The organism is Streptomyces himalayensis subsp. himalayensis (assembly GCF_013778455.1).
GTDB classification, from domain to species: Bacteria; Actinomycetota; Actinomycetes; order Streptomycetales; family Streptomycetaceae; genus Streptomyces; species Streptomyces himalayensis.
The window spans coordinates 80362-97682 of record NZ_JACEHE010000026.1 but is presented as its reverse complement, the minus strand read 5'-3'; the positions used below and the strand labels follow the sequence as shown (position 1 = coordinate 97682).

Genomic DNA, 17321 nt, shown 5'->3' with positions numbered 1-17321 from the left:
CCGGCTCTCGGCGCGGCGTATCCAGCCTGCCGACACGGTCGCCACGTACTGCCGGTCACGATCGATTGGCCGTGCCGGGCTCTGTCTCCGCCACCGAGGGCAGCCAGCGCACGGCGTTGTCGTGGAAGGATGCGTGGATCGGGACGAGGTCTTCGCCGCTGGTGTCGTCGAGGGCCGTGACGTTGATGCCGATCTCCGGGATGTCGCTGTCGATCGCCGCGACGCGGCTGCCGCAGGTCGGGCAGAAGCCGCGCTTCGCCTCACCGGGGAAGGTCTCGTACCAGGTCGGCTCGCCACCATCGCCGATCCAGGTGATCGTCTTGAAGCCCACCCACCACATCACGGGGGTGCCGCCGAGCTTTTGGCAGTGTTCACATTCACAGGTGTGGGGGAAGACTGCCGGGCCCTGGGCGTTGAAGCGGATGCGCCCGCAGAGGCAGCTGCCGGTGCGCTCCTCGGCTGGTTCGGTTCGCTGGGCGCCGGCGGTGGGGGTGGCGTTCATCAGGTGATCTCCCAGGCGTGATGGGCAAGTTGGGCAGATCAGTTTGCCATCGCTTCCACGCTCGCCAGGCAGCTGTTGGCGTCTCGTGCCCGGCCGCGTGCGCCGATTACGGGGGGTCACGGGGCCGAGCCACGAAGCTGCGGCTCGGGACGTCCGAGGGCGCGGACGGTCCATCCGGCGTCGCGCCAGGAGTCGGTGTTCAGGGTGCCGCGGCCGTCGATGACGCGCGGGGCGCTGGTGCGGGCGGTGAGGTGGTGAGGGTCCCTTGGCGCCGACAGCGCTCAGGCAGCGAGTCCGCCCGGCCCCGGTTCGCGAACCGTGATGCGAGGGCTGACGAGCCCGCGGAAGGAAGCGGATTGAGACATGCGGATGAGGTTCAGATCGGTCATGCCCCCTCCCTTGCAGAAGGTTCGGTTCCAGTGTCGTGTGCCCTGGATGCCGAGCGTCGGCATCTCGGCCGGGTCGAGCGTGGTGGGAGGCTCGGGCCAGAGCCGTGTGGCGAGGTTCGCCGCCTCGAAAGGGTGCTCGACTTCGACGTACGGGTGGTGCAGCAACTGCAGTGCAAGCTGCCGTCCGCCCGTCATGCCGTAGCCGATTGCCGAGAATTCGAAGACGGCCGGGGCCCGCCCGGCGACGTGGAGGCGCGGGAGCAGGACCACTTCGTCAGGCGTGACAGGCCCGGATTCCTCTTGGCTGGTGACGGTGCACCAGAGCGACAGCTCAGGCGGCAGCTGTCCCGTATTCTGCATGAAGAACAGCAGGTAGTCGAGGTTCGGCCACGAGTCGCGTGGGTGGTTGGGCAGTTCGGCATCGTATGCGTCGGGGTGCTGTTCGAGGAGAAGGGTCTTCACCGCCCAGCGAGCGACGGCTGTGACGGCGCGTCCGCTGATGGGCCTGCCGTCCAGCAAAGCGCGAACATGATCTTTGGCGGGTTGCTCGAAGTGGGTGTTTAGCCAACCGTTGCAGTCACGCCCGCCCTCGGCGTACTGATCGCAGGCGGGAGCCAGCACCCGTGACAGCTGCGGCCGTTCCGTTCGCCCGCTCCTGTAGGGGATCGGCTCCGCGCCCTTGTAGAAGGTGAAGGGGCCGTCGTCCTTATAGCGCTCGAAGATCCAGTCGGGTCGAACATGTTCGCGGCGCCTCTTGACCGGGGCGCCGCAAAGCGCGCATTCAAACATGTACCCAGCGTAACCATCCGGGGCGCCGTCAGCCGCAGAATTTCGCGTCCCCGCCAGGGCGCTGATCACCGGCCAGATGCGCGCGGAGACGCACCAGATCCCGGAGGTCGCAAGGCGGCTTCGCAAAGAGGGGTCCGCAAATCCACCCCTGGCGGTGAACGGGCGTACGGACGTCGCCGTTCACCGGCACACTGCGCCCCGACCGCGCGTGGACGGCGGGCGGCCGGGAAGCGGCAATCTCCTGCCGACAGATCACCTCGGCCACCAGCTCGGCCTGACCCGCCGCGGCCCGCGGCTGCGATCGTCCGCCTGCAGCCGAGCAAGCTCCGCACCCCCGAGAACGGGGCTGGGATCTGCGCGGATTTATCCCGGTCCTCCAAGTGAAACCTGTCACAGTCGAATTGTGACCCACTCCGACGGCGGGGCGAAGAATCCGGACACCTTTATGCGCGTGACCAGCACGCCTTTAGAAGCGACCCTATTACCTAAACACAACCCCCTTCTCGAAGGTACATTAGAGGAAATTCAGGCCGCAAAGAAGATCCGATATCGTCGCTACACATGGGACTCGAAACGCAGGTAACGATCACGTCCAGCCCGGTCTTCGCCCTGCTCACGGCACTGTTCGCCGCAGCACTCGCGCACCCTGATCCGCAGGTGAGGGCGAGGGCGGAGCGGATCCTGGGGATGATTTTCGGGGCACGATAGAGCGCATATTCATCAGCCTGAAACAAAGCACTGCCACTGGTTTTCAAGCGAGGGAGCTGCACCTCCGCTCACGCTCGCACGACGAAGCCCCCGGAATCGATTCCGGGGGCTTCATGGGGTAAGTCGGTTGGGTCAGCTCTCGGTGGAGCCATCGTCGGTGGAGTTATCCATGCGTCGGCGGCGGGCCATGGCGAGGGCGCCTCCGCCGGCGGCGATGAGGACTCCGGCGCCGCCGATCAGCCACGGGGTGGCGTCGGCGCCGGTGTGTGCGAGCGAGCCTTCAGGGGAAGGCGCCGCGGTGCTCGACGTGGTCTCGTTGGTGTCCGGGGAGTCCGAGGCGGACGCCGGCGGGGTGTCCTCATCCTTGCCAGGCTGGGCCGGGGAGGGCTCGTCGCTCGGCTTGCCCGTGGGCTTCTCGGTCGGCTTGTCCGTGGGCTTGTCGGTCGGCTTGTCCGTGGGGGGCTGGGTGGTGGCGGTTCTGGCGTTGGTTGTGGTCACCGTCACCGGATCGCCGGGCTTCGCCTTGAATTCCTTCGAGGGCTTGTAGATCTCGTATCCCTCGGGCGCCTTCACTTGCTTGACCCAGAAGTCGCTACCGGTACGGGAGTTGATGGGCAACTTGCCGGTGGCCGTGCCGTCGGAGCCGGTGGTCAGCGTGAGAAGGGTCTTGTCGCCGCTGCCGATGTTGACCGTGGACCCGGCCAGCAGCTTGCCGGTCTTGTCGTCCTTGGCCTTCAGCAGGACCGAGGCGGCCTTGAACGGGTCAACGATCGTCAGCGGTGTGTCCGTGCCGGGGGTGACGATGACGTCCTGGTCGTCGACTGTGTCGTGCAGCTTGCTGCCGCTGGAGATCTCCTTGAGGCGGTAGACGCCCGGTGCGAGGTCCTTGAAGGCGAGCTTCCCCTGGGCGTCGGTTTTGCCGCTGGCGGCCTCCTTGCCCGCGGAGTCGAAGAGGGTGAAGGACGCGCTGGCGAGCACGTCGCCGCCGGGGTCCTTCTTCAGGATGGCCACGCTGCCGGTCTCCGGCTCGGCCGCATTGCGCGGAGTCGAGGAGGTGGATGCGGACGGGGTGGGATCGGTGCTCTGGGCCAAGGCGGTCGGCGCCCAGGACAGGCTGCCGGTCACCGTGGCGGCCACGGCAACAGCGACCGGAAGGGTGCGAACGGAACGGATGCGCAAGAAGGAACTCTCCAAGGGGTACGGGTGGGCGGGGACGATCAGAGCGGTGGTTCAGCGGGTGCGGGGCGAAGCCCCGGTGGTGGGGGCGGGCTGGGCTACGGAGCGGGCTGCCGGTCGCGACGTGGCAGGTGGCGGGAACCAGACGTGGGTGTACTGCTCGATCGCGGTGCGCAGGCCCGTGCCGTCCGCGCCGTGCCACGGCGGCTGACTGATGTGGGCGTGCCAATCGCGGATGACGGCGTAGCCGTCCCGGCCGGGCACAAGGTCGCGGGCGGTGTCGCGGCGGGCAAAGGTGCCGTGATCGGCGAAGCGGAGGATCGCGGTGTCGAGGACGCCCTGCTCGGGGTGGACGACACGCAGGCGAAGTCCGTCGTACTCGCCGTGTCGAATAGTCGGGGCGAAGTCGATCCGTAGTCGCAGTGGCGAGTTCGGCTGCGGGGCCGCGTAACAGGCGTCACCGACGATGGCGTACTGGTAGAGGGGAAGTTCGAGGACGTCGTCGAAGAACTGCTGGGCGTGCAGGGCCACGTTGTCTCTCTCGGGCGGAGGGTGCGGGGAGGTCAGCGGCGAGGGCCGGAGCGCCGAGCCGGCAGAGCTGCCGACGGAGTTGTCGTGGTGCTCCAGCGCGGGACGCTGCGCGTTGTGAGCGCGGGCGCCCGGCGAGGGGCAGTGCGCCGGACGTCGAGGGGCGTGGGCACTGGGGGCGGCGGAGGCGTGACGGGAACGAGCTGGGCATGTTCGCGCAAGCCGCGCGTCATCTGGTCCTTCCAGCGCGGCAGGGGCGCGGGGTCGCACACGCTCTCGGTGATGGCCTTCACGAGCGGGATCGGGGTGTTCGTGGAGGCGGTTGCGTACCAGCGGGCGTATCCGCTCTTCGGCCCGCCCCACAGGTACCAGCGGGCCTGAAGCGTGGTGAGTTCCTTCTCCGCATCGAGTCGGCCCTCGGCGTATTCGATCCCTGCCATCCCGTCCGGGGTCTGCAGCTCCAGGACGCCCCACCGCGGGTGCTGGATCTTCCAGCCGCGGTTGATGAGCGGGACGACGGCGTGGAAGGCGTCGAGTTCGGGGTCGGCGGGGTCGGGGCGGGCGAGGTAGTGCTCGGGCCCGTCCTGGTAGGCCGCCGCCAGGGCCGTGGTGAACGCGGTGACAAACTCGGTGGGGCACTCATCGTTGAAGCTGACGCCCCAGGTGGGCGGGCCGAAGCGGTCCTCGTAGGCGTTGACGCGCCACAGCCCGTCGTCGTCGCCTTCGGGCAGGTAGCCGAGGCGGATCTTGCGGTCGGGGGCGGTGACGTAGACGTTGCCGAGATCGTCGTGGGTCAGTTCCCACCCGAGCGCCATCAGCGGTTCAAGGGCGGGGTCGCCGGTGTAGGTGCTGCCGGCGAGGTAGCGCGGGAAGACGTAGAAGTCGCCGTCGATTTCGGCGTCGGGATCGGTCAAGGGCGTATCCGGAATAGGTCGGGGCGCGCGGCGCCGGGGTCAGTGCAAGCGGGAGCGGCCAGCCGGGCGGTTGCGGAGGTGTGGCGGCACCATCGGTGAGGTCGCGGAAGCGGTCTTGTTGACCTTGGTCAAGTCGGGTGCCGCAGAGGCGGATTGACCGCTTCGCTGCGAGATGAGTGCCGCGTCGACGGCGGTCCAGATGGTTCGCCGGGTGCGGCTCACGCAGGCGGTGATCTGGGCGAGCGCGGTGTCGCGCATGCGTGGCGGCAGCTGTCCCCAGGTCGGTGCAGGGCCATCGAGGGTGTAGAGACTGGCGATCGGCTCGTCCTGGACGTGCAGCCCGTCGTGGAGGGCGTCGTCCAGGAGGGCGAAGCTGAGGGAGATCGCGGCGTGCCGGATATCGCCGGGCTTCACGATGCCCGCCGACGGCCTGCCCGTCCCGCCGCTGTTGTGCCGCCCGAGGTTGGGCGGACCGGAGTCGGTGGCGAGCACCGCCTGATACGTGTGGTCGCCCGCCGCGAGCACCAGATGGTGAACGGCTCGAACGCTCTGCGCGAAGGAACGGGTGTCGAGGGAGCCCCAAGTACGAGGCTCCGTACGGCGCGTGCTGGGGATGACGCGATCCTGCAGAGCCTCTCCCGTACCTGACGGGTGGTCGAGGGAGTACAAGACCCCGGCGCACGCAAGGGCGGCGGCCCGGCGAACGTCCTCACGGGTGTACGGAATCAGTGCTGCGGCGTGCTCGGAGCGAAGCGCGGGCAGTGCGCGACGGGCTCTACGCCGCAATCCCAGCCTCCTGCCCCGCGGCTACATGCACGGTGAGGTGCCGGTATGCCTCGGTCGAGCGGGCCTTGGTGACCTCTGCGCTGGGGCCGGTGGTGATCAGGTAACCGATGCGGGCGCTGAACATGTCGCCGTCCGGGGGCAGCACGAGGCGGTCACCTGCGTGGCGGTGGAAGGTAACGCGCTCGAGCCAGTCAGTGCTGTCGGCAAACTGGGCATCCAGGCGGCGCTCGGTGAGGGTGCCGGAGTAGGCGGGGTAGATCAGCCGGATTGCCGCTGCCTGACTGCGTGTTGGGGTGAGGTCGGGCAGCACGCCGCAGGCGATGTCGGCGGCGGCGCGGGCCAGGTCGACGCCGGTGGCCAGGTGGACGAGGTGGCCGATCATGTCGCCGGCGATGCGCGCGTTGACCTCGATGAGGCGGGGGCGGCCGTCGACGATGCGGACTTCGACGTGGCTGACACCGTCGGTGACGCCGACGGCATCGAGGGCCGCGACGGCGACCGGCGCCACGTCGGCGAGCAGCGGGTCGTTCGCGTCGACCACGTGCGCCAGTTCCTCGAAGAAGGGCGGCATCCCGACGGTCTTGCGGGTGACGGCGACCACGGTGGTCTGGCCCTGGTAGGTGACGCACTCGACGCTCACCTCGGGGCCGTCGAGGTACTCCTCGACCAGGACCTGGGTGCTCTCGACTCCGCGGCCGGCGGTCTGCGCGGCGAAGGCGTACGCGTCCGGCAGTTCGTCAGCGGCATTGACGCGGATGACGCCCATGCTCGCGGCGTGCGCGGCGGGCTTGAGGACGACGGGATAGCCGATCAGCGCGGCGGCATCGGCCGCCTCCCGCTCGGTGCGCACGCTCACGGATACGGCGGAGGGCACCCCGTGGCGGGCGAACAGGCTGCGGCTCGTGTGCTTGTTGCGGCAGCCCTGGAGGGCCTCCGGGGCCGTGGTGGGCAGGCCGAGCTGGCGGGCGAGACGGGCGACGGGGACGAGGCACCACTCGGTCCACGTCATCACGCCGGCGAGTTCGTGCCGCTCGGCGAGTGCGCGCCCGGCCTCGGCCAGTGCCGCCTGGTCGGTGGGGTCGGCGACGGCGTAGTCGAGGAGGAACTCCTTCTCCCAGGTCGGCTCAGCGCCGGAGATCAGGACGACGTCGTAGTGGGCACGGACGTTCTCAAGGCAGTAGCTGCGATATGCCTGCGCCTCCATATCGGCGGCAACGACCAGGACGACGGGGCGAGGGGACAACAAGGCTCCAAACGGTGTCAGGACAGGAAGTGTTGAGGCGCACGGGGGGGTGTCATGGGGTGCGGCGGCGGCGCAGTTCGAAGGCGGACGCCCAGTGGGGGTGGTCTTCGATCAGCTTTCGGGCGTAGAGGGCGGTGATGTTGTTCAGGCCGCGCACGCCCGCGGGCAGCTGCCAGCGCAGGTCCTCGAACAGCGCTTTCAGCCCGACCCGGGTGGCTCCGGTGGCGAGCCGGTCGGCGGTCAGCCGTTCCAACGCGCGGTAGACGTACGGGTGCTCGGCGTCGAAGGCCAGGAATCGGTCCATCAGCGTGGGCCGCGATCCTGCTCGAAACGACGGACGGGATATCGGCAGGGGCATCTGGTCGGCCGGGGCGTGGGACGTGGGCACAGCGGGTCTCCGTGAGGTGAGCAGGAAGGTGACCGAGTGGTCAGGCGAACGAGGTGCGCAGTGCGGGTGTGGCGCGCAACCGGGCGAAAGCGGTGAACAGGCCCACGGCCTGGAGCACGGCGCAGGGTGTGATGACGTGGCCGAGGTGAGCGGGCGGCACGACGGCGACGAGGACGCCGGCCAGCGGGAAAGGCAGCAACAGCAGCAAGATCGTCAGGGAGAGGGTGGCACCGAACACGTCCGCGGGGATGAGGCGGGAGCGCAGGGTGCGGAGCACGATGGTCATGCCGCCTTCGCCGGCCATGAGGACGGCGATCAGGGCGAGATAGGCGTGGTAGGTGCTGGCGAAGGAGACGGCCAGGCAGGCGGTGGCGGCGATCGTGGCGGACACGACGCCGACCGGCCACAGGCCGAAGCGGTCGATCGCCCGGCGGCACACGAGAACCGCGCCGAGCGATGCGACGGCCGCGATGGACCAGACGAACCCGACGTCGGCCGTGGAGTGGCCGAGCTGCTTGACGATGATCACCGGGGCGGCGGCCTGCAGCAGGCCGATGGCCAGGTTCGACACGGTCAGTCCGGCCACCAGCCAGCCGAGCGCCGGCAGCGCCCGCAGGGTCGACCATCCGGTGCGCAGTCCCTTGCCGACAGGCTGCGCCGCGGCGGACTCAGGGCGAAGGTACTGGCGCGGGGCGAGGACGCTGGTGAGCAGCGAGAAGACTGCGATTACCAGCAGCATTCCGCTGGCGCCGGTCCACTGGAGCAGGAGGCCGGCCAGCGCGGGGCCGGAGAGGGTGGCGACCTGGTCGATGCCGAGCAGCACCGACTGCACCCGGTGCGCGCGGTCGCCGGCCTCACGGCCAGCGACCCCGCCTGCGGTCTCGGCCGCGATGTACGAGCACTCAGTGAGGATCCCGGTGGACGCGGCGAGCACCATGACGGTGACCGTCGCCCCGAGCCCCGCCTCCTGCTTCGGCAGGAGGAACGCGGCGGCCAGGACGACCAGGGCTCGGGCAACGTTCGCGTAGCGGAGCATGGCGGTGGTGCCATGGCGGTCGACCAGTGCCCCGGCGAACGCGAACGCCCCCAGCCTCGGAACCCATTCCAGAGCGAAGGCGAGGCCGGTCAGGGCTGCGGAGTTGGTGGTGGCCAGGACCAGCAGCGGGATGCCGTAGGTGGCCATGGCGAACGCGGCGGCGTCCGTGCTGCGCGGCAGGTAGATGCCGCGCAGCAGTGTGGGGACCGGCCGGCGCCCATGCCGCGGTCCGACACGGGATCTCACGCAGCGAGCCCCGCTTCCGCAGGCGGCTGCGGGGACCGGACGTCGGCGTGGTGCAGGACGCGAGGGTTCGACTGCAGAAACTCGGTCAGGACCTGGTGCGGTGCCGACGGCTCCAGACTCGAGCCGTTCGCCTGCGGGCTGCGGCTGTGCAGTTGGAGGGTGTGCTGGACGCGGGTGACGAAGCCGCTGTTGGTGTCGGGGAAATGACGGGCGCGGGCCCAGCGGGCCGCGGTGTCGTACACCTCGGCGAGTGCCTCGCCGCTCGCGGTGAGCCGGTAGCGGTCGGGGGCCTGTTCGTCGGCGTGGACCAGGCCGAGGTCGCGTGCGACGTCGATGGCGTGGCGCAGTTGCCCGGGTGTGAGGTCGCCGAAGGCGCCCTGCAGGGAGCCTCGCCGGTGGCTGATGGGGCCGTTGTCGTCGATCTCGGTGATCAGGCGGATCAGGCCCGCCAGGGTCAGGGCCCGGATCGCGCGGCGTTCTTGCAGGAGGGTCTCGGGCTGGGAGCGATTCATCGGCGCGGGCCTCCTGCCGGGGACATCGGGTGGGCGGGTATCTGGTGGGAGAAGAGGTCGCCGGACTTCCACGCCGGACCGTCCGGGGGCGTGGTGGTCAGGGCGGGACGAGCAGCAGAGGCGGCGGCCGGAACTGCCGGTGCCGGATGGCGAGTCGGGGTGGTCGCCCACGGGCCGGAACGGTTCTGCGAAAGGGCGGCGCCCGGTCCCCGAGTCCGGCGGGCATCGGTCTCGGAGACAGGGGCGGTGGCCCAGGCTGAGATCGCCTCAAAGATGGGGGTGAGTGCCCGGCCGCTCGCGGTCAGCTGGTAGCCGCCGCTTCCGCTGGCCGTGACGAGGCCGTCATCGATCAGTCGTTCCAGGGGCTTGTAGACGGCGGTCAGTCCGTAGCCGGGCATGGCCTCGGTCGCCAGGGTCTTGGCGGTCGCGGTGCCCCGGGCCTGCAGGGAGAACAGGATCGGGGTGGCGTGCCTCGGCGCGATCAGCGCGACGGTGTCGTCGATGTTCTGGGCCGGTGCGATCCGCTCGGGCTCCATCTCGCCGGTGTGCTTGTTGGCGACCAGTCCCTTCTCCAGATAGGTGTCGCCCCAGGACGCGATCACCGAGAGGACGGGCAGCAGCGCGGCACCGCGGCTGGTGAGGCCGTAGGTGACGTGGCGCGGGGCGTACTCCGTGCGCTCGATGACGCCGGCGTTGGTGAGGTGACGCAGCCGGGGGTGGAGCTGGCCGTCCGCCAGCCACGGAAGCCGGGGCTTGAACTCGGCGTAGCGCAGCGGCTGGGAGGAGACGGTCATCAGCACCCACACGCTCCAGCGCGGGGCGAGCAGGTCCAGGGTCTTGGTGACGCCCAAGAGATCGTTCGGGGTGGCGGGCGGCGGCGCGGTGGTGGCCAAGAAGGTGGCTCCTCAAGCGGTACGGGTGGATCAGCGGGTGCGGGATTTGGTCGCCGTCGGGGCGGCGGGTACCGGCGGAGCCGGCGGGTGGGTGTCCGGAGCGGACATGCGGCGCAGGCCGCCCAGGACCGCGCTGGTGCTCTTGGCGTAGGCGTCGCGGGTGGCGACGGACTCGGCGATGCGCCGGGCGCAGTCGAGGATGTGACCGGCGTCGAACCGGCCGATTTCCCGCTCGGGCGCGGTGAGCTCGCGCAGTCGCTGAAGCTGGAAGGCAATGTTGCTCTCGGCGAGGGCCAGGTCGCTGTGGTTGCCGGTCAGGGCGGCAAGCAGGGTGGTGTCGGAGGCGGCGTCGGCGTGGGCTTCGAGGTCGGCGAGCGGCTGTCGGTACAGCGCCTCGATGCGCTGGGCGACGAGCTGGGAAACGGCGTGGGACGGAGTGTCAGGCTGGGGCAATCGGTGGGCTTTCAGGGACGTGGCGTCCGCACCGCCCCGGCGCGAGATGCTGCCGGGGCGGGCGGAGCGGTGGCGGCGATCTTGGGACTCAATCCCCGACGCGGCGCTGCTGCTTGGTTCGGCGGGGGCATGGTGCGCAGCAGCTCGTCGAGCGCGGCGGTGTAGCCGTCCCGGCCGGCCAGAGCTGCCTGCAGCCAGTCCGCGTCCCAGCGCAGGTTCTCGGCGGAGAGGTCGTCCATGGGCCCGTCGGCGGCCGTCGCGGCGTGGACACGGTCACGGACGCGGGCCACCTGCTCCTCGGCGATGGCGAGGAAGCTGCGTAGTTCCAGGGCACGTTGGAGTGCGGCGTTGGCCTCGCCGCGGGCTGCCTGCGTGTACAGCTCGGCGACTTCGGCGCCGAACGCCTCCCGCAGTGCCGCATCACGGCTGCTGGACTTGTCGGCGACCCTCACCGCGCCACCCCGCGCACCGTGGCGTTCGGCTGACTGGGCAGCGTGGGCGGGGCGGCGGGGAGAGCCGGTGCGCGGCGAGCGGACGGGGACGCGCCGCGCCACACGCCGGGACCTCGCTTGCCGGGAGCGTTGGGGTCGAGGAGGTACTTCACGACCATGGCGCGGCCGTCTCGGGAGGCGACAGCGGCGTTGACCTGGTGGGCCAGCTCCATGACGGGATCGTCGAGTACGTCGGAGGACTGGGTGGCCAGCGCGTCGACGAGCGCGTCCTCCGCGGTGTCGAGTGCCTGCTGCGTTTCGGCGAGCAGGCCGTACCAGTGCACGACGGTGGTGGCCTCGGGGTTGGCCTGCGGTGCCGCTTCAACCGCCCGGCGCAGGTCGGCGAGCGGCATCTGGAATCGGTCCTCGATTCGCTCGGTGATGACGCCCATCACGTCTTCGCTGGCGTCGAGCACGAAGAAGCTCCCTTCGTTTCGGGAATTCCGGTGTGGGAATGGGGAACGGGGTGCCGGTCGGCTAGTCCAGGCAGAAGTAGACGTCGCGGTAGACGTACGATCCGGAGACCCATCCCTTTACGCCGGTGGTCTTGTCGGTGATGTAGTGCCAGTTGCCGTGGGTCTTGTGGACGGTGAACTTGTGGCCCCGGTAGAGCACGCCGCGAGCGGTGGACTTGCTGGTCGCCTTGGAGCGGATCGTCACAGCCTTCGCACCGATCACCCACGGTCCGCGGCGGTCGCACGGGCGGGTGGTCGGAGCCGAGGCCGACGCGTCGGCGGGTGCGGCCAGCGCGCTCGGAGCGGACATCACGGGGACCGCCAGTGCACCGAGAATCGCGGCGGTCACTGTGAAACGGGCGGTGCGCATGCGGAATTGACCTCCAGGTCTGGAAGAGGGAATGCGGAAGCAGCCCCAGGCGGATGCCGTGCGGGCTGAGAACAAGAGTCCGGAGAATCCCCGGTTTCGGTAACCGGGGATTGCGTGCTATGTTCCGCGCCGCCTCACACAAAGCCGGTGGCATTCCGTCGAGGACCGCGAACCAAATTCCCTTTGTGTGAGCGGGAGTTCAGCGACTTGGCCCGCGCGGCGGAGCGGGTCGCGCCGGAAGACCGGGGACGGCGGTCGTCCGGGTCGCCGGCGAGGGCGACGGCAGCTGCGGCTTGTCGCCGTTCCAGTGCGCTTCCCACCACTGGGTGGCGGCCTGGAAGGTCTGGAAGCCGCCCTCGCGCAAGGTGTGCGTCCATGCGGTGGTGTCGACCGCTTCGAGCAGGACGCGGAAGGGCAGTGCCGCCTTCCCGTCGAGCGCACGCAGCATCACCGTGGTTTCCACCGGGTCGCTGTCGTGGGTGTAGCTGGTGAGCAGGGCGAAGTGATCACCGTCGCTGCGCAGCCGCTTCTCCAGGGCGCGGGTGGCCTCGTCCGCAGCGGCGGTGCCCATGCCGTCGGGCAGGAGGATCTTCTCCTCGGGGCAGCCGCGGGCGATCAGCCAGGACTGGGCCATGGAAGGAAGCGGCAGCTCCGCGTGGTCGAACTGGAAGGTACGCGCGGCCGGGTCGCGCTTGAGGTGCAGGGCGAGCTGCGGTTCACCGGGGATGCCCCAGGTGACGGCACCGTTGTGCATCACGTAGAAGCTGTGCGCGGCGTCGTCGCTGTGGTGCTCGGCGAGGACGGTCATCGAGTCCTGCTCGATGCCGATGTGCCCCCAGAACTGGTCGGCGACGTGGTCGTTGACGGCTTCGTATCCGTCGAGGCGGAAATCGGGTTCGTAGCTGGGCATCGGTGCTTTCGGTCGTGAAGCCGGCAGCGCCGTGCGCGAGGCACGGAGCGTCGGTCAGCGGCGTGTACGGGAGCCCGCGGGGATGGCCCGTGGAAGGGGCACGAGCCTGGTGCTGGGCGGGCCGACCCGGCGGGGTGCGGTCAGCGCGGCTCGGCCGGCATCGGTGAGGGCGACGGGCTGCCCGGCCTGCACCGGGTGCGCGGTATCGCGCTCCACCAGGCCCATCGCCTCCAGGCGCTGCAGCTGGGCGTAGGAGATGCGAGTGCGCGCGGCGGTCGCTACCGCGAGGCGGTGGTGACGAGGTGTTCGTGCAGCTTGGCGCCCTGGGCGATGGCGAGCAGGGCCGCGACGTCCTTCGTCGCGATCTGCGGTGGCGCCGGCCGAGGAGCGGCGGCCTCAATCCGCTCCAGCACCGCAGCGGCCGTGTGCTGCTTCGCGTCGCGTACGTCGGCGGCCTTCGCCAGCTGATCGAGGGTGCGGCCGATCCGGGTGAACAGGGCTCGATCCACCGGCAGTTCGCTGGAGGCGAGGCGGGCGAGACGGACCCGGTAGAAGGTGACGTCCCGCTCGGCCGCCACCAGCTCGCGGTGCGCGTCGGCCAGGGCGGCGTGCGGTGCGTCGAGGAGTCCGCTGTCGTGGTGTCGGCGCAGTTCCTCGACGCCGTAGCCCACGGCGGTCTCGATCCGCTGGTCGAGGGCGGTGGGTATCTGCTGGTCGGGCGGGGGCAAGGTCATGGCGGGGCGGTTTCTGGGTCCGGAGCGAGTCCGCCCAGGGCGACGCGGACCTCGACGTACGGGCCGTCGCGGGTGTGCGACGTCGGGCCGAGCCGGTCGAGGAGTCGGAGCATGGGCGCATTGGACGCCTGCGTGAACGCGGACAGGGTGTGGGCTCCGCGCCCGCGGGCGAAACGGGCGGCCTGCCGGGCCAGAACCGTGCCGATGCCCTGCCGGTGGCGGTGGTCGACGACTTGCAGTCCGAGGTCGAAAACCCCCGGCTCCCGGCTGACGGGCCCGACGCAGACCAGGGCCAGAGGCCGCTCGTCCGCGCCGAGCCCGATCCAGCACTGCGCGTGGGCGAGCAGGCGGGACAGGTCGCGGGGCGTGAGGCGGGTGCGGCCCCAGCGGCGCAGCAGGTTCTGCTCGGAGCACTGCGCGTGGAAGGCGGCGACCAGGTCCCAGTCCGCCTCCGTGACCCGCCGGGTGCGCGCGAGGGCCGGGTGCCTCAGCAGGAGCAGGTCGGCCGGGCGGCCAGCAGGTCGGCGCGCCGGTAGGCCCGGTAGCGGCTGCCGTCAGCCGCGCGGGGCTTGCGGGCCTGGACGCCGTAGTTGCGCAGGAGCAGCCCCAGTCGCAGCGGGGTGAGCTCGGCGTAGCGCCAGCGCCCATCGGCCTGACCGGGCAGACCGCGCAGGCGCTCGACCAGCTCCGCGGTGCTCACGTACTCCGGGGCACCCTCGTCGTCGAAGACGTCCAGGCAGGCGTGGACGATCGTCTGCGGGCTGCTGGGGCAGGACAGGAACTCCTCGCACACGTCCTCGTGGACGTCGTCGAAGTCGTCCAGGTCGTCCGGCTCGTCGAAGGCGTCGAGTCCCTCGAAGTCGTCGAACGGGTCGAAGTCGGGTTCCTCGCCGTCCCCTGGCGCGTACTCGCCCTCGGGCGCGGGTTCGTACGCAGCGGCGCAGCAGCAGGAGGTGGACAGGAGCGCGCTCAGCTCGGCACCGGCTGCCATCCGTTCGACCAGCAGGTCGGTCAGAGTGTTCAGCTGCTCAGTGGGGCTGACGCCGGAAAGCTCGGCGTCGGCCAGCTCCGCGAGCTGCCGGACGAGTTCCTGGACCTCGACGAACACATCGAGGATGGCGCGATGGTGCGGGTTCTCGGTGACCTGGGCCGGCGCCAGAACGGCGGCGGCGACCTGGTCGATCAGGGTGGGGAACTGCGTCAACGAACGGGGCCCTTCAGGGTCGGGGGCAGTGCGGGTTGCGGAAGGCCGGGCATCGCGTAGGGCGGTGGTCCCGGCTTTGGGGTGGGCGGGCGCGTGCCCAGCTGCGGCGAGCGGGTGCGCGCCGCATGGGTGCGTTCGCCCAGGGGGCGTCGGCGGATGCCGAGGCGGGCGCGAGCGGTGTCGTACACGTCGTGCGCTTCGCGCGGGCGTACGGCCACGACGTGGATCTCGGTGGTGTGCGTGGAGTTCGCCGGGGCCGGCCGTGGGGCGTAGACGATGCGCCAGGCGTTGCGGTGATCGACGTAGACCTTGCGGCACCCGGCGAGGTCGCGGGTGAGTTTGGCGCCGAACAGGCGGGCGTTGACGACGTCTTGGAGCTGGGCGAGTGCCAAGTCACGTATGTCACTCGGGGCTTGGAGGAGGTCGGTGAGGGCCCGGGGGTCGAAGGACAGGCCGAACGCCGGTCGGTCCTCGTGGCCGGTCATGCGTCTGCCTGGCCCGGCTCGCCGGTCTCCTCGTGGTCCCCGCGCTCCTCGGTCTCCTCGGTGGCGGTGGTGGTGGTCCGGTTCGAGGGGCGGGGGCCGGGCAGCAGCCGGTGCGCGGGCCGGTCCGGGTCCGTCATGCACGCGGACAGCGGGCCGCCGGGGGCGCGGACGGTGGCCATGGCGTGGGTGAGGAAGTCGCGGTGCCACACGAACAAGCCGCTGAGCCCGGCTTCGGCGTCCTTGTGCTGCTGGTAGGCCAGCCACAGGGCGTGCAGCCAGGCGACGACGTCGGCGTGCTCCTGCCACTGCTCGCACCACGGTGCGGCGGTCGTGACCTCCGCGCCGTAGACCCGCATGAGGAAGTCATCGACCCAGTCGGATAGGGCGTCGAGTTCGTCCTCGTACTCCTCGTCCTCCAGCTCGAGGATCGGGCGCGGTTCGGGCGGCGCAGGCGCGGGCGGCAGACCCGCGAACCCCGGCAGCCCGTAGGCGGCGAACGGCGAGCCCGGAGGCGGTGGTGCGGCGGCGAGGCTGTCGATCTGGCGGTCGTGCTGCGCCGATAGATCCAGCAGTTTGGCGACATCCGCCTGGATGCTCGCCAGACCGGAGTCCGGCACCCGGACCGGCTCCATCTCTCCGTCTTCCGATGGCGGAGAGAATTCGCGTAGCCGGACCGGATCCGTCTCCGCGCCCTGTGGGGGGTTCTTGGATTCAGACACGAAAAGGGGCCTCCTTGGACCGCAGCCATAGGGCGTGAATTGCGGCTCCAACCATCCGGAGAATCCCCGGTTTCGGTAACCGGGACTTCGCTGCTATAACGCTGTGCGCGGCACGACGGGGCGACACGAACGGAACGCGCCGGAAGTCGCGCCGCGCGGCAGGGCCAGCCTCAGACGGTGAGCGTCAAGTCATCCTGGGAAAGGGTCTGTTGCAGCGTTTCCGTGAGGCGGTCGGCGGCGATCTTGGCGTAGTGCTTGGTCTTCTCGACGCCGATGAAGTCGCGGCCCTCCAGCAGCGCCGCGACACCGGTCGAGCCGGAGCCGCAGGTGAAGTCGAGCACCGTGCCGCCCTCTGGGGCGATCTGCACCAGCTCCCGCATGACGGAAACGGGCTTCTGCGTGATGTGCTGCCGGTTCTTGCCGCTGGGCTGCGAGGCGCTGTAGAGGCCGGGCAGGTAGACCGGGTTGCGGGCCGCGTCGATCGGGCCGTTGGACGCCCAGACGATGAACTCGCAGTTCTGCGTGAACCGGCCCTTCTGCGGCCTGGCCTGCGGCTTGTGCCAGGCCAGCACTCCGCGCCACAGCCAGCCGGCGGCCTGGATCGCGTCCGTGGTGATCGGCAGCTGGCGCCAGTCGGTGAACAAGAGCGCGGTGCCACCGACCTTGGTGAGCCGGTGCGCCTCGGTCATGATCTGCGTCAGCCAGAAGCCGTAGCTGCGCTGATCCATGTTCTCGCCGGTGAAGTCCGGCAGTTCGTGGCTGGCGTCGGCCGAGGTGTACTTCTGCTTCGCGGATCGGGAGGTGCGCTCCTTCGCCGTCCTGCCGCCCGAGTTGTACGGCGGGTCGGTGATGACGGAGTCGACGCAGTTGTCCGGCAGTTCGGCGAGGACGCCGAGGGCGTCGCCCTGGTGCAGGGAAAAAGGCAAAGAGAAACCCCAATTCGGGTCGTGTGAGATGAGGGAGAGACGCTCCAGCTCGCCTGGATAGCCCCACAGGCCCGAATGCGGGCGGACGGCTCCGTGGTCTGCTGCGTGAGGGGGGCGAGGGGAGGAGCCAAAACTGTAGGGCACGATCCCCGGTTGACCGCTATCGCCGCCGAAAACCCCGAAATGGAGCCTTGATCACCAACGATTTCGGCAACCGGGGATCCGACCGTACTGTTTTGGAACTGCCCGGCGGACACCGCCGATGGCACATCCCAGCCCCTGCCTTCGTGGAGGTATCTCCGTGCCCTGGCGCACCTGACCCACCGCCCTGTGCCGGTGCGAGCGGCAACTCGCAACAGCACCTGGGCCGCCCGAATTACCCACCACCCGGACGTCGCGCCCTTTCCTCAACGACGCACGCGCCGCCGGGACTTCACCAAGGACCACGCTGTGACATCGCTCTA

21 protein-coding genes and 1 pseudogene are annotated in these 17321 nt (G+C 70.1%); all 22 read right to left on the bottom strand.

The window, feature by feature from the left end; genetic code table 11:
* Positions 1–55: 55 nt before the first annotated feature.
* The 22 genes and pseudogenes from H1D24_RS32075 to H1D24_RS31970 all read right to left on the bottom strand — a co-directional run bounded on the left by H1D24_RS32075 (position 56) and on the right by H1D24_RS31970 (position 16857).
* The gene (locus H1D24_RS32075) at positions 56–502 is read right to left on the bottom strand and encodes a GFA family protein (RefSeq protein ID WP_181661221.1); all 447 of its coding nucleotides are present in this window, start codon (positions 500–502) and stop codon (positions 56–58) included.
* A gap of 281 nt (positions 503–783) precedes the next feature.
* Positions 784–1680, bottom strand: a complete 897-nt coding sequence (locus H1D24_RS32070) for a hypothetical protein (protein WP_181661220.1) — start codon at positions 1678–1680, stop codon at positions 784–786.
* 840 nt (positions 1681–2520) lie between these two features.
* Positions 2521–3567 (bottom strand): SpaA isopeptide-forming pilin-related protein, encoded by a 1047-nt coding sequence (locus tag H1D24_RS32065; RefSeq protein WP_181661219.1) that lies wholly within the window; start codon positions 3565–3567, stop codon positions 2521–2523.
* Positions 3568–3618: 51 nt separating this feature from the next.
* Positions 3619–4095, bottom strand: coding sequence for a hypothetical protein (locus tag H1D24_RS32060; protein ID WP_181661218.1), 477 nt, complete (start codon positions 4093–4095; stop codon positions 3619–3621).
* A 32-nt stretch (positions 4096–4127) separates the two neighbouring features.
* Positions 4128–5006, bottom strand: a complete 879-nt coding sequence (locus H1D24_RS32055) for an SPDY domain-containing protein (protein WP_181661217.1) — start codon at positions 5004–5006, stop codon at positions 4128–4130.
* A gap of 39 nt (positions 5007–5045) precedes the next feature.
* Positions 5046–5792, bottom strand: a complete 747-nt coding sequence (locus tag H1D24_RS32050) for a hypothetical protein (RefSeq protein ID WP_220137471.1) — start codon at positions 5790–5792, stop codon at positions 5046–5048.
* Positions 5782–6996, bottom strand: a complete 1215-nt coding sequence (locus H1D24_RS32045; protein WP_181661249.1) for an ATP-grasp domain-containing protein — start codon at positions 6994–6996, stop codon at positions 5782–5784. Before H1D24_RS32045 ends, H1D24_RS32050 begins: the two co-directional genes overlap by 11 nt.
* A 91-nt stretch (positions 6997–7087) precedes the next feature.
* Positions 7088–7393: a hypothetical protein gene (locus H1D24_RS32040; RefSeq protein ID WP_181661248.1), complete on the bottom strand. Its 306-nt coding sequence runs from the start codon at positions 7391–7393 to the stop codon at positions 7088–7090.
* Between the two features lie 70 nt (positions 7394–7463).
* Positions 7464–8705 carry an MFS transporter gene (locus H1D24_RS32035; RefSeq protein ID WP_309484511.1) on the bottom strand — a complete coding sequence of 414 codons (1242 nt, stop codon included), beginning with the start codon at positions 8703–8705 and terminating at the stop codon, positions 7464–7466.
* A complete protein-coding gene (locus H1D24_RS32030; protein WP_181661215.1) occupies positions 8702–9217 on the bottom strand; it encodes a hypothetical protein in 516 nt (171 codons plus the stop codon). Before H1D24_RS32030 ends, H1D24_RS32035 begins: the two co-directional genes overlap by 4 nt.
* On the bottom strand, positions 9214–10110 hold the full coding sequence (locus H1D24_RS32025; protein WP_181661214.1) for a winged helix-turn-helix transcriptional regulator: 897 nt from the start codon (positions 10108–10110) through the stop codon (positions 9214–9216). Before H1D24_RS32025 ends, H1D24_RS32030 begins: the two co-directional genes overlap by 4 nt.
* 30 nt (positions 10111–10140) lie before the next feature.
* Entirely contained in the window at positions 10141–10563 is a 423-nt protein-coding gene (locus H1D24_RS32020; protein WP_181661213.1) for a hypothetical protein, read from the bottom strand.
* An 11-nt stretch (positions 10564–10574) separates the two neighbouring features.
* The gene (locus H1D24_RS32015; protein WP_181661212.1) at positions 10575–11015 is read right to left on the bottom strand and encodes a hypothetical protein; all 441 of its coding nucleotides are present in this window, start codon (positions 11013–11015) and stop codon (positions 10575–10577) included.
* Entirely contained in the window at positions 11012–11470 is a 459-nt protein-coding gene (locus tag H1D24_RS32010) for a hypothetical protein (RefSeq protein WP_181661211.1), read from the bottom strand. The genes H1D24_RS32015 and H1D24_RS32010 overlap by 4 nt, the downstream gene beginning before the upstream one ends.
* 61 nt (positions 11471–11531) lie before the next feature.
* On the bottom strand, positions 11532–11879 hold the full coding sequence (locus tag H1D24_RS32005) for an SH3 domain-containing protein (protein ID WP_181661210.1): 348 nt from the start codon (positions 11877–11879) through the stop codon (positions 11532–11534).
* A gap of 199 nt (positions 11880–12078) precedes the next feature.
* The gene (locus H1D24_RS32000) at positions 12079–12789 is read right to left on the bottom strand and encodes a hypothetical protein (RefSeq protein WP_258564461.1); all 711 of its coding nucleotides are present in this window, start codon (positions 12787–12789) and stop codon (positions 12079–12081) included.
* A gap of 278 nt (positions 12790–13067) precedes the next feature.
* Positions 13068–13523 carry a hypothetical protein gene (locus H1D24_RS31995; RefSeq protein ID WP_258564460.1) on the bottom strand — a complete coding sequence of 152 codons (456 nt, stop codon included), beginning with the start codon at positions 13521–13523 and terminating at the stop codon, positions 13068–13070.
* A gap of 146 nt (positions 13524–13669) precedes the next feature.
* Positions 13670–13960, bottom strand: a pseudogene (locus H1D24_RS42855) (GNAT family N-acetyltransferase); the annotation flags it as partial.
* A gap of 50 nt (positions 13961–14010) precedes the next feature.
* Complete coding sequence (locus tag H1D24_RS31985) at positions 14011–14727, bottom strand: DUF3631 domain-containing protein (protein WP_181661209.1); 717 nt, start codon at positions 14725–14727, stop codon at positions 14011–14013.
* Positions 14724–15212: a hypothetical protein gene (locus tag H1D24_RS31980; protein ID WP_181661208.1), complete on the bottom strand. Its 489-nt coding sequence runs from the start codon at positions 15210–15212 to the stop codon at positions 14724–14726. The genes H1D24_RS31985 and H1D24_RS31980 overlap by 4 nt, the downstream gene beginning before the upstream one ends.
* Positions 15209–15781: a DUF4913 domain-containing protein gene (locus H1D24_RS31975; RefSeq protein ID WP_309484512.1), complete on the bottom strand. Its 573-nt coding sequence runs from the start codon at positions 15779–15781 to the stop codon at positions 15209–15211. The genes H1D24_RS31980 and H1D24_RS31975 overlap by 4 nt, the downstream gene beginning before the upstream one ends.
* A gap of 320 nt (positions 15782–16101) precedes the next feature.
* Positions 16102–16857 carry a DNA-methyltransferase gene (locus H1D24_RS31970; RefSeq protein ID WP_181661207.1) on the bottom strand — a complete coding sequence of 252 codons (756 nt, stop codon included), beginning with the start codon at positions 16855–16857 and terminating at the stop codon, positions 16102–16104.
* Positions 16858–17321: the final 464 nt, after the last annotated feature.